We start from the raw sequence: 13,612 nt of genomic DNA, 5'->3' as shown, positions 1-13,612 counted from the left end.
CGTGGACGGTGCCGGCACGGTCTCTGCCCGGCTGGAGGCGCAGTTTGCCTTTCTCAATGAGGCTGACCGGCTGAAATCGGTGCTGCGCGCCACCACGCTGGTCGATGGGTCGCGCCCGGAAAATTCAGGCGAACATTCCTGGCATCTGGCGCTTTATGCGCTGGTGCTGGCCGATCAGGCCAAAGCCGGGGTGGATATCAACCGGGTGATCCGGATGCTGCTGATCCATGATCTGGTGGAAATCGACGTGGGCGATGTGCCGATCCATTCCGCCAATGGTCTGGCGCATGGGTCAAGCGAGACGATGGCCGCAGAACAGCGCGCCGCAGACCGGATTTTTGGCCTGCTTCCCAACGATTTGCGCCAGGATCTTCGTGCGCTGTGGGAGGAGTTCGAAGCGGCCCAGACCCCGGATGCTATCTTTGCCAAAAGTCTGGACCGGGTGCAGCCGGTGATGGCCAACCTGATGTCGGGCGGCGGAACCTGGACGACCTATCAGGTCACTGCTGATCAGCTGGAACAGCGGGTGGGAACAAAGATTGCACGCGGTGCCCCGGCCCTTTGGGAATGGATAAAGGCCAGGACGGCGGCATTCTTTCCCTGATTGATCGCATTTTCGGTATGCAATTGCATACAATCCTTCCCTGCCGTGCCGTTTCGCGCTATAGAGGCGACGGCGCGAATCTTACACCGAAAGGGCGATTATGACCAAGATCAAGGTGGCAAACCCCGTTGTTGAACTCGACGGCGATGAAATGACCCGGATCATCTGGGATTTCATCAAGCAGAAGCTGATCCTGCCCTATCTGGATATAGACCTGAAATATTACGATCTTGGCATCGAAGAGCGGGACCGCACCAATGACCAGATCACGGTCGACGCGGCCGAAGCCATCAAGACCTATGGCGTCGGCGTCAAATGCGCGACCATCACGCCCGATGAGCAGCGGGTGGAAGAATTCGGACTCAAGCAGATGTGGCGCTCGCCCAATGGCACCATCCGCAACATTCTGGGCGGTGTGATCTTCCGTGAACCGATCATCTGCCAGAACGTGCCGCGTCTGGTACCGGGCTGGACCCAGCCGATCGTGGTGGGCCGCCATGCCTTTGGCGACCAGTACCGCGCCACCGATTTCCGCTTTCCCGGCGCGGGCAAGCTGACGATGAAATTCGTGGGCGATGATGGCACCGTGATCGAAAAAGACGTGTATTCCGCGCCTTCGGCCGGGGTCTACATGTCGATGTACAACCTTGATGACTCGATCATCGATTTTGCGCGGTCTTCGATGAATTACGGGCTGATGAAGGGCTGGCCGGTGTATCTGTCGACCAAGAACACCATCCTCAAAGCCTATGATGGCCGGTTTAAAGACCTGTTCGCAAAGGTTTACGCCGAAGAGTTCGAAGACCGGTTCAAGGCCGCGGGCATTCATTACGAACACCGCCTGATCGATGACATGGTGGCAAGTGCAATGAAATGGTCGGGCGGCTATGTCTGGGCCTGCAAGAACTATGACGGCGATGTGCAATCCGACACCGTGGCGCAGGGCTTTGGCAGCCTCGGCCTGATGACTTCGATCCTGATGACGCCCGATGGTCAGGTGGTGGAAGCAGAGGCCGCGCATGGCACCGTGACGCGCCACTACCGCCAGCACCAGAAGGGCCAGCAGACATCGACCAATTCGATTGCGTCGATCTTTGCCTGGACCGGGGGCCTCAAGCACCGCGCCAAGCTGGACAGCAATGATCAGCTGCTGCGTTTTGCCAAGACGCTGGAAAAGGTGACCGTCGATGCGGTGGAAGACGGGTACATGACCAAGGATCTGGCGCTGCTGGTCGGGCCGGATCAGAAGTGGATGACCACGATGGGCTATCTGGAAAAGGTGGATGACTACCTGAACCGGGCGCTGAAGGGCTAAGATCACGGTTCAGCGAAAAAGGGTCCGGGGGAGCGATTCCCCCCGGATTTTTTCATGCCGTATGGACGAAAACGAAATCGTTCGGGCCAATCGGTGTGGCCTTGTAGCCCAAAGGCTCCAGCAAGGCGGCGCAGGCCGCGTAATCGCTGTCTGTATCGGTCAGCGCGACCCAGATGGCGGGCTTGTGCGTGGCGATCACCTGTTTCGCACCCTGCAACACCTCCAGATGCATGCCTTCGACATCGACCTTGAGGAAAGACAGGCCCTGCAACTCTTCGGCCTCGATCAGATCATCCAGTGCCACCATCGGCACCGGCCCGTCCGGCATCGGGATAAAGCTGGTGGCCCCGATATTGCGCGGGTTGAAGCGGGCAATATCGCCCCGCCCTGACTCTGCGCCCACCATGCAGCGATAGGCCAGCGCCTCGGTCAGCCCGTTCAGGTCAAGGTTGCGGCGCAATGTGCCATAGGCCTGCGGCAACGGCTCGAAGGCCACCACCCGCCCCGCACCCAGCACCTTGCCGAAAAACACCGCCGCATTGCCGATATTGGCCCCGATGTCGCAGACGGTGGCCCCGGGGCGTATCAGCCCCAGGCTCTGCACCGTGGCCAGCAGCCGCGCCTCGTAGAACTGGCGGGTCCGCAGGATGACGCGCTGCACATAATCATCCTGCGCCTCGGGCAAGGACAGCGCCACCGGCACCAGCCCGGCATGAAAGCGCAGGATATGGCCCGCCTCCAGCAGTGCCACCTTTTGCAGGTGGATGGAGTCTTCGGTCAGCCGGATCAACTGATCCAGCTTGGCCGCCAGCGCCGTCCCCTGTTCAGGGGTCTCCGCCAGTGTGGACGATACAATTTCCAATGCGCGCTTTGCCTGCATCTTTTCAGCCTTGCGTGTTTATCGGGCAATCTGCCGTTCGGCATAAGAAACACGCCCATCAGGGCCAATCTAAGGCAGGAAAAGGGCTGGACAGGTCAGTATGGCTGCCATAATCATCCGCCATGTCCATCGCCTCGAAACACAGCCTGACCGAAGATGCGCAGGGGCTTTCCCTTGGGGTGCTGTTGTGCACGCTGGGCCTGCAGTTCCTGACCCATGCCGGGCTGATCACCGGGCAGACGGCGGGGATTGCGGTGATCATCTCCTACCTCTCCGGCTGGGGTTTTGGCCCGGTGTTCTTTCTGATCAACCTGCCGTTCTATGCGCTGGCCTGGGTCCGGCTTGGCCCGGCCTTCACCGTAAAATCGCTGATCTCGGTTACCGCCCTGTCGCTGGGGGTGGAACTGATGCCGTTGGGCTTCCGGATTGATAGCCTGTCGGTGCCCTTGGCTGCGGTGATTTTCGGGGCGCTGACCGGGCTGGGGTTGCTGGCGATGTTCCGGCACAACGGCTCGCTTGGGGGCCTTGGCATGCTGGCTCTGCTGATTCAGGATCGCTTCGGCTTTCGTGCCGGCTATGTGCAGCTTTGCGTTGATGCGGTGATATTCGGCGTCGCCGCGCTTTTGTTTCCGCTTCACGTGGTGATCTGGTCACTGCTGGGCGCTGTCGTGCTTAATCTGATCATCGCCATCAACCATCGCCGTGACCGCTACGTCGCCACGTGACCCCTGCGTGATCGGCACTGGCCAATGCGGGGAAAACCCTGTAAGGGCTGCGCAACAATCATCAGACCCTATTGAAAGAGACCCCTCCCGATGGAGCTTCGCAACATTGCCATTATCGCCCACGTTGACCATGGCAAAACCACGCTCGTCGACGAGCTTCTGAAACAGTCGGGGTCTTTCCGCGACAACCAGGCCGTCGCCGAACGTGCCATGGACAGCAATGATATCGAGCGTGAGCGCGGCATCACCATTCTGGCGAAATGCACCTCCTTGGAATGGGGTGGTGCGCGGATCAACATCGTTGACACCCCCGGCCACGCCGATTTCGGCGGCGAGGTGGAGCGTATTCTGTCGATGGTCGATGGTGTGGTGCTGCTGGTCGATGCCGCCGAAGGCCCGATGCCGCAGACCAAATTCGTGACCTCCAAGGCGCTTGCGCTGGGGCTGCGCCCGATTGTTGTGCTCAACAAGGTCGACAAGGCCGATGCCGAACCCGACCGCGCGCTGAACGAGGTGTTCGATCTGTTCGCCAACCTTGGCGCCGATGACAACCAGCTTGATTTTCCGGTGCTTTATGCCTCGGGCCGGTCGGGCTGGGCCGATGTAGAGCTTGACGGTCCGCGCAAGGACCTGTCGGCACTCTATGAGCTGATCATCCGCCACGTGCCGGAGCCAAAGCAAATTCAGCGCCGGGCTGAGCCGTTCCAGATGCTGGCGACCACGCTGTCTGCCGACCCGTTCATCGGCCGTATCCTGACCGGCCGGGTCGAGGCGGGCACGCTGCGCGCCGGCGAGACGATCAAGGCATTGTCCCGCGATGGTGAGCGGATCGAACAGTTCCGCGTGTCGAAAGTCCTAGCCTATCGCGGGTTGGTGATGACGCCGATCGATGCGGCAGAAGCGGGCGATATCGTCACGCTGGCCGGCATGACCAAGGCCACCGTGGCCGATACGCTGTGTGCGCTGGAGATTGACACCGCCCTGCCCGCACAGCCGATTGACCCGCCGACCATCTCGATCACCTTTGGTATCAACGACTCGCCGCTGGCGGGCAAGGAAGGCTCCAAGGTGCAGTCCCGCGTGATCCGCGAGCGTCTGATGAAGGAAGCCGAGATCAACGTGGCGATCAAGGTCACCGACACCCCGGGCGGTGATGCCTTTGAAGTGGCGGGTCGTGGCGAATTGCAGATGGGCGTTCTGATCGAGAACATGCGCCGCGAAGGCTTCGAGCTGTCGATCAGCCGCCCCCGCGTGCTGTTCCGGGAAGAGGACGGCGTGAAGCAAGAGCCGATCGAGGAAGTCACCATTGACGTGGATGACGAATACACCGGCCCGGTGATCGAAAAGCTGACCGGCCCGCGCAAGGGCGATCTGGTCGAGATGAAGCCTGCGGGTGCCGGCAAAACCCGGATCATCGCCCATGTGCCCTCGCGCGGCTTGATCGGCTATCACGGCCAGTTCATGACCGATACGCGCGGCACCGGGGTTCTGAACCGCGTGTTCCACGGCTGGGCCCCGCACAAAGGCCCGATTGAAGGCCGCCGTCAGGGCGTGCTGATTTCCATGGAATCGGGCATTTCGGTGGCCTATGCGATGTGGAAGCTGGAAGACCGCGGCCATTTCTTCATCGGCGTGCAGGAACCTGTGTACACCGGCATGATCATCGGCGAGCACAGCCGTGACAATGATCTGGAAGTGAACCCGCTGAAAGGCAAACAGCTGACCAACGTGCGCGCCAGCGGCACGGATGAAGCGGTGCGCCTGACCACGCCGGTCAAGCTGAGCCTGGAACAGTGCATCGCCTATATCGACGATGACGAGTTGGTTGAGGTCACGCCGAAATCGGTGCGGATGCGCAAACGCTATCTGGACCCGCATGAGCGCAAGCGGCACAGCCGCAGCGCCTGAGACAAACGGCCCCTTCGGGGGCCGTTTTCATTGGCGGGGGCCGTTTTCATCTGCGGCCTCACGGCGGCGGCAGGCGGCCCGTGACCTGCAACCCCTGCCCCATCCTTTGCGCCACCACAGCCTCACCCGAGCGGGGCACGATCCCGGTCAGCGCGGTGATGTTGACCTGATGGGTCACGATCAGCACCCGCGCGCCCGCGGGCAAAGCCGCCAGATGTGCCAGGAGCGCGGCAGTTTGCTGCGGTTCATCCCCCCGGTTGGCAAAGAAGGAATTGACCGGCGGAAAAGCGGTCACCGGCCCCAGGCCCAGCAGATCGGCGGTGTCGCGGGCGCGGCACCATTCCGAGGTCAGGATCTGGTCAAACACGATACCGGCGGCGCGAAACCGCGCGCCGATGGCCCGCGCCTCGGCCTGCCCCGCCGCTGACAGGTTGCGCTGCGTGGCGCAGTCGCCCAGTCGAAAGCCGGGCGGGTCACCGGTGCCGGGGGCGGTGGCGTGGCGCATGAGCACCACAGCCCCCGGCGCGCGGGCCGCGTCCAGCGGGTCTGCCCGCAAGGGGGTGACCAAAAACAGAAACATCACAGCCAGGAACATGCGCATGAGCAGAGCATAGCGCGCAGGCGCGATGAAAAAAGGGCCGCCCGAGGCATTCTGGGGCGGCCCTGTGGTGTCAGACCGTCACAGGCCCTTAATCGGCCCCGCGCGCCACCGCGCCGGGCTTGACCAGCCGCTTCTGGATGGCCCAGACCACCAAGGCCGTGGTGATGCCGATAAAGTCGGTCAGCCAGCCCGAGTCGATCATGGCGACCGCCGCCACTGCCAGAACGATCCGCAGGATCGGATGCAGGTGGCCGAAGTACCAGGCCTGCACTGCCGAAGACAGCAGGAACACCCCCAGCAGCGCACCGGCAACCACATGGATGATGTTCAGCCATTCACCCTGCATGAGCAGTTCGGGTGACGAGAAGAACATGAAGGGCACCACAAAGGCCGCCATCCCCATCTTGAACGACTCGACGCTTGTCTTCATCGGGTCAGACCGGGCAATCGCCGCCCCGGCATAGGCCGCAAGCGCCACCGGCGGGGTGATCGCCGACATCACCGCGAAGTAGAAGATGAAGAAATGCGCGGTCAACGTGTCGATCCCAAGGCTGATCAGCCCGGGCGCGATGACCGAGGCCGCCACCGCATAGGCCGCCGTGGTGGGCATCCCCATGCCCAGCACGATCGACACCACCATCGCAAAGAACAGCGCCAGCATCTGGTTGTTTTCGGCCAGCCCCAGCAGCAGGCTGGAAAAGCGCGTGCCAAGACCTGTCAGCGCGATCACGCCCACGATGATGCCCGCCGCCGCACAGACCGCGACCAGTTGCAGAGTCATCTTGGTTGAGATTTCCAGTGCGAACAGGATCTCCTTGACGCCCATCTTGTGGGGCGTCAGCCATGAGACGACCGCCGCCGAGGCCATCGCCAGCGTGCCGGCCCGGATCACCGAATAGCCCATGAACAGTGCGCCGATCAGGATGATGATCGGGATGAACAGGAACACCTGCTTGGCCAGCTTGCGGAACTGCGGCAGCTCTTCGCGCGGCAGGCCCTTCATGTTGAACTTCTGCGCCATCAGATCGACGTTGAAGTAGACACTGACGAAATAGAGCAATGCCGGGATGATCGCGGCCACCACGATATCAGAATAGGCAATGCCGGTGATTTCCGACATGATGAAGGCGCCTGCCCCCATGATCGGCGGCAGGATCTGCCCGCCGGATGAGGCCGCAGCCTCCACCGCTGCTGCGGTCTGCGGCTTGTAGCCCACCTTTTTCATCAAGGGGATGGTCAGCGAGCCTGTCGCCACCACATTGCCCGCCGAGGTGCCGTTGATCATGCCCATCAGGCCAGAGCCGAAGACCGCCACCTTGGCAGGCCCCCCGCGCCGGTCACCGGCCGCGGCAAAGGCGAAGTTCACGAAATACTCGCCCACCCGGCTGGCCTGCAAGAAGGCGGCAAAGGCCACGAACAGGATGATATAGGTGGAGGAAATCGCCGTCGTTGGCCCAAGGATACCTTGGTCGGTAAAGACATAGGTGAAGAACCGGGTCAGCGAATAGCCCCGGTGATAGAGGATACCGGGCAGCCAAGGGCCGACAAAACTGTAGAGCACGAAGATACCGGCGATGATCACCAGTGCGAGGCCCGCCATGCGGCGGGTCAGCTCCAGGATCAGGATCACCCCGATCAGCGAGGCGAACATATCCGCCTCTTTGGCCAGCGCCGTGCCCGCGCGCAAGCGCAACAGCGGCGCGTGAAAGATGATATAGGCCGTCACCGCAACGGCGGCAAAGGCAAGGATGATATCGGCCAGATCCAGCTGCCCCCGGCGCGGGTCCGGCATCAGCCATGCCACCACCAGCGCCCAGACCGTCCCGATCAGCAGTGGCACACCAAAGGTCCAGCGCATGGCCGTGGCCGGTGCGGCCTGATCGACCCCGGTGCCGCCCGCCCAGAACAGCATCACCTGCACAAAACCCACGCCCACAAGCACCGCCGCGGGCAGCAGCATCATCGTGCGGCCCGCCCGCGGGTTGCCCTCGACCTCCATGAAGTTCAGCGAAGAGAACAGCAGGAACCCGATCACCAGCCCGCCGCCGACATGCAGCAGCCGGTAGGTCCAGGTTTCAATCGGATAGAGGTTCATCACCCCGATATGAAAGGCGGTATAGGCGATACACATCGCGGCGATCAGCAGACCAACCGAGCCGAGCGGTTTGCGCTGGTTGGCCGAGAAAATCTCATTGTCGACGCCAGAGGCAATATCCTGCGTCGGGACGTCCGTGGTGGGAGCGGTCATGATCTGGTGTCCCCGAATGACGGTTGTGAAAAGGGCGTCCGATCATGGCCGGACGCCCGTAAACCACTGCGACGCGTGGCTTATTTCAGGGTGTCGGGAATCGTGATCCCTTTTTCCTCGTAGTACTGGATGGCGCCGGGATGGAACGGCATGAAGGTGTTCTTGTCCCAGTTTTCTGCCAGCGTTTCAGCCGAAGTGGCGTGAATTTGCACCATGCGGTCATTGTTGTCCAAGGCCAGCTTGGTGATCTCATAGGCCAGGCTGTCAGGCATGTCGGCATGGGCAATGGCAAAGTTCCACAGCGCGACGGTGGGCTGATCATAGTCATGGCCCGGATAGGTGCCCGCCGGAATGTTGAACGGGGCCATCGCCGGGAAGGCTTCCAGCACCTTGGCGGATTCTTCCGGGGTCAGGCCGAACATCAGCACGTCCTGCTGGGCGGCCAGTTCGGAAAACGCCGAAATCGGCACACCGGCAGCAAAGGCAAAGGCGTCGATCAGACCGTCGCCCAACTGGCCCGCCGCATCGGCGGCGCCGGCATAGGATACATTGGCCTCCACCCCCACTGCCGACATGAACTGTGGCCAGTAGGTGCCCGGCGTGCCGCCTGCGGGGCCCACCGATACGCGCTTGCCGGCCAGATCCGACACCGAGGTGATGCCCGAGGATTTCAGCACAACCACCTGAAACGGGGTCTGATACATCGGGAACAGCGCGCGGATCGACCGGTGCTCCAGCCCCGGGGCCAGTTCCGACTTGCCCATCCAGGCGTCATAGGCCGGGCCCATGGTGACCAGACCCATCAGGTGATCGCCGGTTTCCACCAGCGTCACGTTCTGCACCGGGCCGCCGGTGACTTCGCCGGTGGCGTTCACACCAAGCGCTTCGGACATATAGCCCGCAAAGCCATTGCCATAGACGAAATAGGTGCCGCCCTGCGACGCGGTGCCGATGGTGATTTCCCCCGGCCAGTCCGATTTGTCCTGTGCCATGGCAGTGGTTGCAACGAGGCCGACCGCGCAAGCGGCGGCAAGTGTCTTGATGAACATGCAGTCCTCCCAAAAATTCTACACTGGCACGCGCCTCCTGCGCGGACCGTGCTGATCTCAGAAAGCCGTCATTCCATCGCTCACTCAACCGTGAATCTGGCTGTTTGCGCAACCAAGGCGTGGATTGAACCGGCGGATGGGTGGAAACCGTAACATTGCGGGCAAAGCATGGGGGGATTTCGTGCCTGACGGAGGGCCTATTCCGCCCCTGCCTCGCCCCCGGCCCCGAACTGCGCCTTGTCCAGCCCGTGCTTTTGCATCTTTTCCCACAGGGTCTTGCGCGACAGGCCAAGGGATTCATAGACCGGCCTGAGGTTGCCGCGATGGGCCGCAAGCGCTGCCTCGATCTCGCGTTTTTCAAACTCTGCCACCCGTTCGGCCAGGCGCGATGGTGCCTCTTCCACCGCCTGCGCGCCTTCGCCCAGACCCAGGGCATAGCGGTCGGCGGCGTTGCGCAATTCGCGCACATTGCCGGGCCAGTCGCGCGCCGTCAGTTGCGCCATCAGCGAGGGCGGAACCGGGGCCGGGTCTGACCGGTGGCGGCTGGCCGCTTCGGACAGCAGCCGCAGGAACAACAGCGGAATATCCTCGCGCCGCGCCGCCAGGGGCGGCACCTGCAAGGTAACCACATTGAGCCGATAGAGCAGATCGCCCCGGAAGCGCCCGGCCTCAGCCTCGGCCTCAAGCGGCACGCGGGACGTGGCCATGAAGCGCACGTCGAGACTCAGCGCCTCATTCGAGCCAAGCCGGGTGACGGTCCGCTCTTCGATCACCCGCACCAGTTTGCCCTGCATATCGAGCGGCATGGAGGCGATGTCATCTAGCAGAATGGTCCCACCCCGCGCATGTTCAAACTTGCCAAAGCGCGCGCGCAAGGCACCCGGAAACGCCCCTGCCTCGTGCCCGAACAATTCGGATTCGATCAGCGCCGCCGGAATCGCCGCGCAATCGATGGCGACAAAGGGTTTGCGCGCGCGGGGCGACATATCGTGCAGGGCGCGCGCGACCACTTCCTTGCCCGACCCCGTTTCCCCCACGATCAGCACATCGGCCTCGGTCGGGCCAAGGGTACGGATGCGGCGACGCAGGTCGATCATGACGTTGGACCGCCCGATCAGGCGTTGTTCCATGTCATCGACCTGCCCCGCCGCCGCCTTGAGCACGCGGTTTTCCAGCACCAGACGCCGGTAGTCAGAGGCACGCGCGACAATCTCCGCCAACTGGCTGGCAGCAAAGGGCTTTTCGACAAAATCATAGGCCCCTTCGCGCATGGCCCGCACCGCCAGCTGCACATCGCCATGCCCGGTGATCAGGATCACCGGAATGTCGCGGTCAATGTCATGGATGCGGTTCATCAGCGTCAACCCATCCATGCCGGGCATGCGGATATCGGTCAGCACCACGCCGGGAAAGCCGAAACTGACCAGATCCATGATCCGTTCGGGTGCCGCAAAATCCTGCACCGCAAAGCCTGCCAGATCCAGCGCCTGCGCGGTAGAAGCGCGCAGATCGGGTTCATCATCGACCAAAAGAATGCGCAGCGGAGTCATTCAGCAGCCTCTTGCCGGAGGGTCGGGGCGGCGCTCAGCCGCAGGGTAAAGCAGGCCCCGGGGTTGGAGGCCACGGAAAGATCGCCGCCGAAGTCTTTGACGATATTGTAGGAAATGGAAAGACCCAACCCCAGCCCCTTGCCCACGCCCTTGGTGGAAAAGAACGGATCAAAAATCCGCGTCGCGAGCCCTTCGGGCACGCCCGGGCCGGTGTCGGAAATGCGGATCAGCACATGGTCGCCCTGTGCCTCTGCCGTCAGCTCGATCCGGCGATCGGCCAAACCCTCTACCGCGTCGGCGGCATTGGTCAGAATGTTGACCAGCACCTGCTGCAGCCGCACCGGCCCTGCGATCACCACCGGCAGGTCCGGGGCAAGCCTGACGGCCAATGTGGCCTCCGCCGCCCTGATGCGCAGCGCGGCGATCTCCACCGCCGCCTCCACCACCTCGGCCAGTGACACATGGCTCAGCTTCTGGCCCGGCGCGCGGGCAAAGCTGCGCAGATGGCGGCTGATGCTGGTCAGCCGGTCGATCAGGCTCAGGATGCGCTCGATGTTGCCGCGCGCTTCCACCATCCGGCCCCGGTCCATCAGCACGCCGGCATTGTCGGCATAGGTGCGGGCGGCGGCCAGCGGCTGGTTGAATTCATGGCTCAGCGCCGCCGACATCTGGCCAAGCGCCGCCATCTTGCCCGCCTGCACCAGATCGGCCTGCGCCTGGCGCAGCTCATGCGTGCGTTCCTCGACCCGGCGTTCCAGATCGGCGCGCGCTTCGGCCTGCACCTGCAAGCGTTCGTCCAGGCGCAGCCGGCGTTGCCACAGCACCGCCCCCACCATCGCCAGCACGCCCGAGGCCAGCATGGCCGCAATCGCCAGCGTCAGGGCAGAGGCCCGCGCCGCGGCGGTGTCGATGAGCACATGCACCACCCAGCCTGCCCGGTCCATCGGCATGTCACGCTGCAGATATTCGCGTGCGCCACCGCTTTCGGCGATCCGCAGCACCGGGCTGCCGCGGTGTTGCCCTTCGTCGGTGATCTGCAACAGGCCGATCGCTGTGCCGGCATAGCGCCGCGTGCGCTCGATCCGGGCCTGCGCCTCGGCCCCGAGCGGATGCATCGCGGCAAAGCGCCAATCGGGGCGCGAGGACAGAAAACTCACCCCTTCGGGATCGGTGACCAGCACATCATAATCGCCGCCCGCCCAGGTGCTTTCGATTGCATCAAGGTCGATCTTGATGGCCAGCACCCCCGCAGTTTGCCCCTCCACCAGCACCGGCGCGCCAAAGTAATAGCCGCGTTTGCCGCTGGTGGTGCCAAGCGCATAGAATTGTCCGGCCCCGCCCGCCAGAGCATCATAAAAATAAGGGCGAAAGGCAAAATTTCCACCGATGAACGAGGTATCGGTATCATGGTTCGAGGCCGCGATGGTCAGGCCTTGCGCGTCCATCAGATAGATGTCGGTTGCGCCCAGCAAGCGCTGAATCCGGCGCAGGTAATCATTGGCCTGCACCACCAGATCCGGATTGCGCGGGTCCGCCGCCATCCGGGTCACGATGGTCTGCTCGGCGATCAGCGGCGGCAGGCGTTCAAACCGGTCCAGCTCGCCCGACAGGGCGGTGGTGGCGAGTTGCAGCACATTGTCACCGCGCCGGGCGGTTTCATCCAGCGATTGCGCCAGACTTTGCCGCCAGGTCAGCGCACCGGCCAGACAACAGCCCAGCACCGCCAGAGCGGCGGCCAGAACCAGCCAAGTGCGTGTGGTCTTGCGCATTCCGCCGCCCCCTGCCCAACCCTAGCGGCAAAGCCGGTCTGGCCGCAACCTCGGTTCAGGCGGCGACGGCAAGGCGGCAAGGATGGAAGTCTTCCACCCGGACATCAGGGCCGTCAAAGGTGCAAAAGCTGAAGGGCGGGGCCTCGATCCAGCCGCGCTCATTGGTTTCCAGCGGTTCCGACACCACTGCGGTGCCGCCGCGCGTCTCTGACCAGCGGTGATAGAGCGTGGGCGCATGATCATCAGTGGCATAGCGCATGGCATAAAGCCGCTGGCCATCCGACAACGCACCGGTCAGCCGCAGATGCGGCGCCGCCCCCTTGGCGCGCGACAGGCGGATCAGCTTTGCCGCTGCCCGTTCCATGGCACCCTTGGGGTCATCCTCCAGCCCTTCGGCAATGGCGATCAGGAACAGGGCTTCGGAATCCGTCGCCCCCTTGCGGCAGGGATAGAGCGCATCGGGGATCATCATATCGGCATCGCGGCGGAACGCGTCATAGCCGCCAATCTGACCGTTATGCATGAAGGACCACCGCCCCCAGGTGAAGGGATGGCAGTTGTTGCGGCTGGTGGCGGTGCCGGTGCTGGCGCGGACATGGGCCATGAACAGGCCCGATTTCACCTGAGCGGTCAGGCTGCGCAGGTTCGGGTCCGACCAGGCCGGCATCACATCGCGGTACAGCCCCGGCTCTGGCCGCTCTCCGTACCAGGCCACGCCAAAGCCATCGGCATTGATGGCGGTGTGGCATTGCGTGGCGCAGTGGGACTGATGGATCAGCGAATGGCCCGGACGGCTGACAATCTCTTCCAGAAAGATCGGTGCGCCGGTATAGGCGGCCCAACGGCACATCAGCGGCCCCCTGCGGTGGTGAACATGGCTCTGCCCCAGCGTTTCTTAGTGGTGTTACGTCCCGTGACAGTAGCATGAAATAAAATGGCGCCGGAAGGTGCTTCCTTCCGGCG

Annotated in this window: 11 protein-coding genes; 4 read left to right on the top strand and 7 right to left on the bottom strand. The window is 63.1% G+C overall.

Annotation, left to right across the window (positions count from 1 at the left end):
• Position 1: 1 nt before the first annotated feature.
• Complete coding sequence (locus CXR43_RS07975) at positions 2 to 604, top strand: HD domain-containing protein (protein ID WP_103333471.1); 603 nt, start codon at positions 2 to 4, stop codon at positions 602 to 604.
• A 100-nt stretch (positions 605 to 704) separates the two neighbouring features.
• Positions 705 to 1,919 carry an NADP-dependent isocitrate dehydrogenase gene (locus CXR43_RS07970; RefSeq protein WP_103333470.1) on the top strand — a complete coding sequence of 405 codons (1,215 nt, stop codon included), beginning with the start codon at positions 705 to 707 and terminating at the stop codon, positions 1,917 to 1,919.
• Positions 1,920 to 1,971: 52 nt separating this feature from the next.
• On the opposite strand, the gene CXR43_RS07965 is transcribed toward CXR43_RS07970, so the two are convergent.
• Positions 1,972 to 2,799: an FkbM family methyltransferase gene (locus tag CXR43_RS07965; protein WP_103333469.1), complete on the bottom strand. Its 828-nt coding sequence runs from the start codon at positions 2,797 to 2,799 to the stop codon at positions 1,972 to 1,974.
• Positions 2,800 to 2,921: 122 nt separating this feature from the next.
• On the opposite strand from CXR43_RS07965, the gene CXR43_RS07960 reads away from it, so the two are divergent.
• Both CXR43_RS07960 and typA read left to right on the top strand, forming a co-directional pair.
• Positions 2,922 to 3,524: a YitT family protein gene (locus CXR43_RS07960; protein WP_103333468.1), complete on the top strand. Its 603-nt coding sequence runs from the start codon at positions 2,922 to 2,924 to the stop codon at positions 3,522 to 3,524.
• Between the two features lie 90 nt (positions 3,525 to 3,614).
• On the top strand, positions 3,615 to 5,432 hold the full coding sequence (typA, locus tag CXR43_RS07955) for a translational GTPase TypA (protein WP_103333467.1): 1,818 nt from the start codon (positions 3,615 to 3,617) through the stop codon (positions 5,430 to 5,432).
• Between the two features lie 58 nt (positions 5,433 to 5,490).
• Here typA and CXR43_RS07950 read toward each other — a convergent pair whose 3' ends face one another.
• The 6 genes from CXR43_RS07950 to CXR43_RS07925 form a co-directional block, all read right to left on the bottom strand.
• A complete protein-coding gene (locus CXR43_RS07950; RefSeq protein WP_103333466.1) occupies positions 5,491 to 6,033 on the bottom strand; it encodes a histidine phosphatase family protein in 543 nt (180 codons plus the stop codon).
• 88 nt (positions 6,034 to 6,121) lie between these two features.
• Positions 6,122 to 8,281, bottom strand: a complete 2,160-nt coding sequence (locus CXR43_RS07945) for a TRAP transporter permease (RefSeq protein ID WP_103333465.1) — start codon at positions 8,279 to 8,281, stop codon at positions 6,122 to 6,124.
• Positions 8,282 to 8,361: 80 nt separating this feature from the next.
• A complete protein-coding gene (locus tag CXR43_RS07940) occupies positions 8,362 to 9,330 on the bottom strand; it encodes a TAXI family TRAP transporter solute-binding subunit (RefSeq protein WP_103333464.1) in 969 nt (322 codons plus the stop codon).
• Between the two features lie 197 nt (positions 9,331 to 9,527).
• Complete coding sequence (locus CXR43_RS07935; RefSeq protein ID WP_103333463.1) at positions 9,528 to 10,880, bottom strand: sigma-54-dependent transcriptional regulator; 1,353 nt, start codon at positions 10,878 to 10,880, stop codon at positions 9,528 to 9,530.
• Complete coding sequence (locus CXR43_RS07930; protein WP_103333462.1) at positions 10,877 to 12,649, bottom strand: sensor histidine kinase; 1,773 nt, start codon at positions 12,647 to 12,649, stop codon at positions 10,877 to 10,879. The genes CXR43_RS07935 and CXR43_RS07930 overlap by 4 nt, the downstream gene beginning before the upstream one ends.
• A 55-nt stretch (positions 12,650 to 12,704) precedes the next feature.
• Positions 12,705 to 13,499 (bottom strand): class II glutamine amidotransferase, encoded by a 795-nt coding sequence (locus CXR43_RS07925; protein WP_103333461.1) that lies wholly within the window; start codon positions 13,497 to 13,499, stop codon positions 12,705 to 12,707.
• Between the last annotated feature and the right edge of the window lie 113 nt (positions 13,500 to 13,612).

Origin of the sequence: Pseudotabrizicola formosa (genome assembly GCF_002900965.1) — a bacterium.
GTDB classification, from domain to species: Bacteria; Pseudomonadota; Alphaproteobacteria; order Rhodobacterales; family Rhodobacteraceae; genus Pseudotabrizicola; species Pseudotabrizicola formosa.
The sequence above is the reverse complement of the archived record's forward strand: the minus strand, read 5'-3'. Positions and strand labels throughout refer to the sequence as shown.

Coding starts and splice junctions, on each gene's coding strand:
- CXR43_RS07950 (WP_103333466.1), bottom strand. CDS start 6,033: ATGCGCATGTTCCTGGCTGTGATGTTTCTGTTTTTGGTCACCCCCTTG.
- typA (WP_103333467.1), top strand. CDS start 3,615: ATGGAGCTTCGCAACATTGCCATTATCGCCCACGTTGACCATGGCAAA.
- CXR43_RS07925 (WP_103333461.1), bottom strand. CDS start 13,499: ATGTGCCGTTGGGCCGCCTATACCGGCGCACCGATCTTTCTGGAAGAG.
- CXR43_RS07945 (WP_103333465.1), bottom strand. CDS start 8,281: ATGACCGCTCCCACCACGGACGTCCCGACGCAGGATATTGCCTCTGGC.
- CXR43_RS07935 (WP_103333463.1), bottom strand. CDS start 10,880: ATGACTCCGCTGCGCATTCTTTTGGTCGATGATGAACCCGATCTGCGC.
- CXR43_RS07960 (WP_103333468.1), top strand. CDS start 2,922: ATGTCCATCGCCTCGAAACACAGCCTGACCGAAGATGCGCAGGGGCTT.
- CXR43_RS07965 (WP_103333469.1), bottom strand. CDS start 2,799: ATGCAGGCAAAGCGCGCATTGGAAATTGTATCGTCCACACTGGCGGAG.
- CXR43_RS07970 (WP_103333470.1), top strand. CDS start 705: ATGACCAAGATCAAGGTGGCAAACCCCGTTGTTGAACTCGACGGCGAT.
- CXR43_RS07930 (WP_103333462.1), bottom strand. CDS start 12,649: ATGCGCAAGACCACACGCACTTGGCTGGTTCTGGCCGCCGCTCTGGCG.
- CXR43_RS07940 (WP_103333464.1), bottom strand. CDS start 9,330: ATGTTCATCAAGACACTTGCCGCCGCTTGCGCGGTCGGCCTCGTTGCA.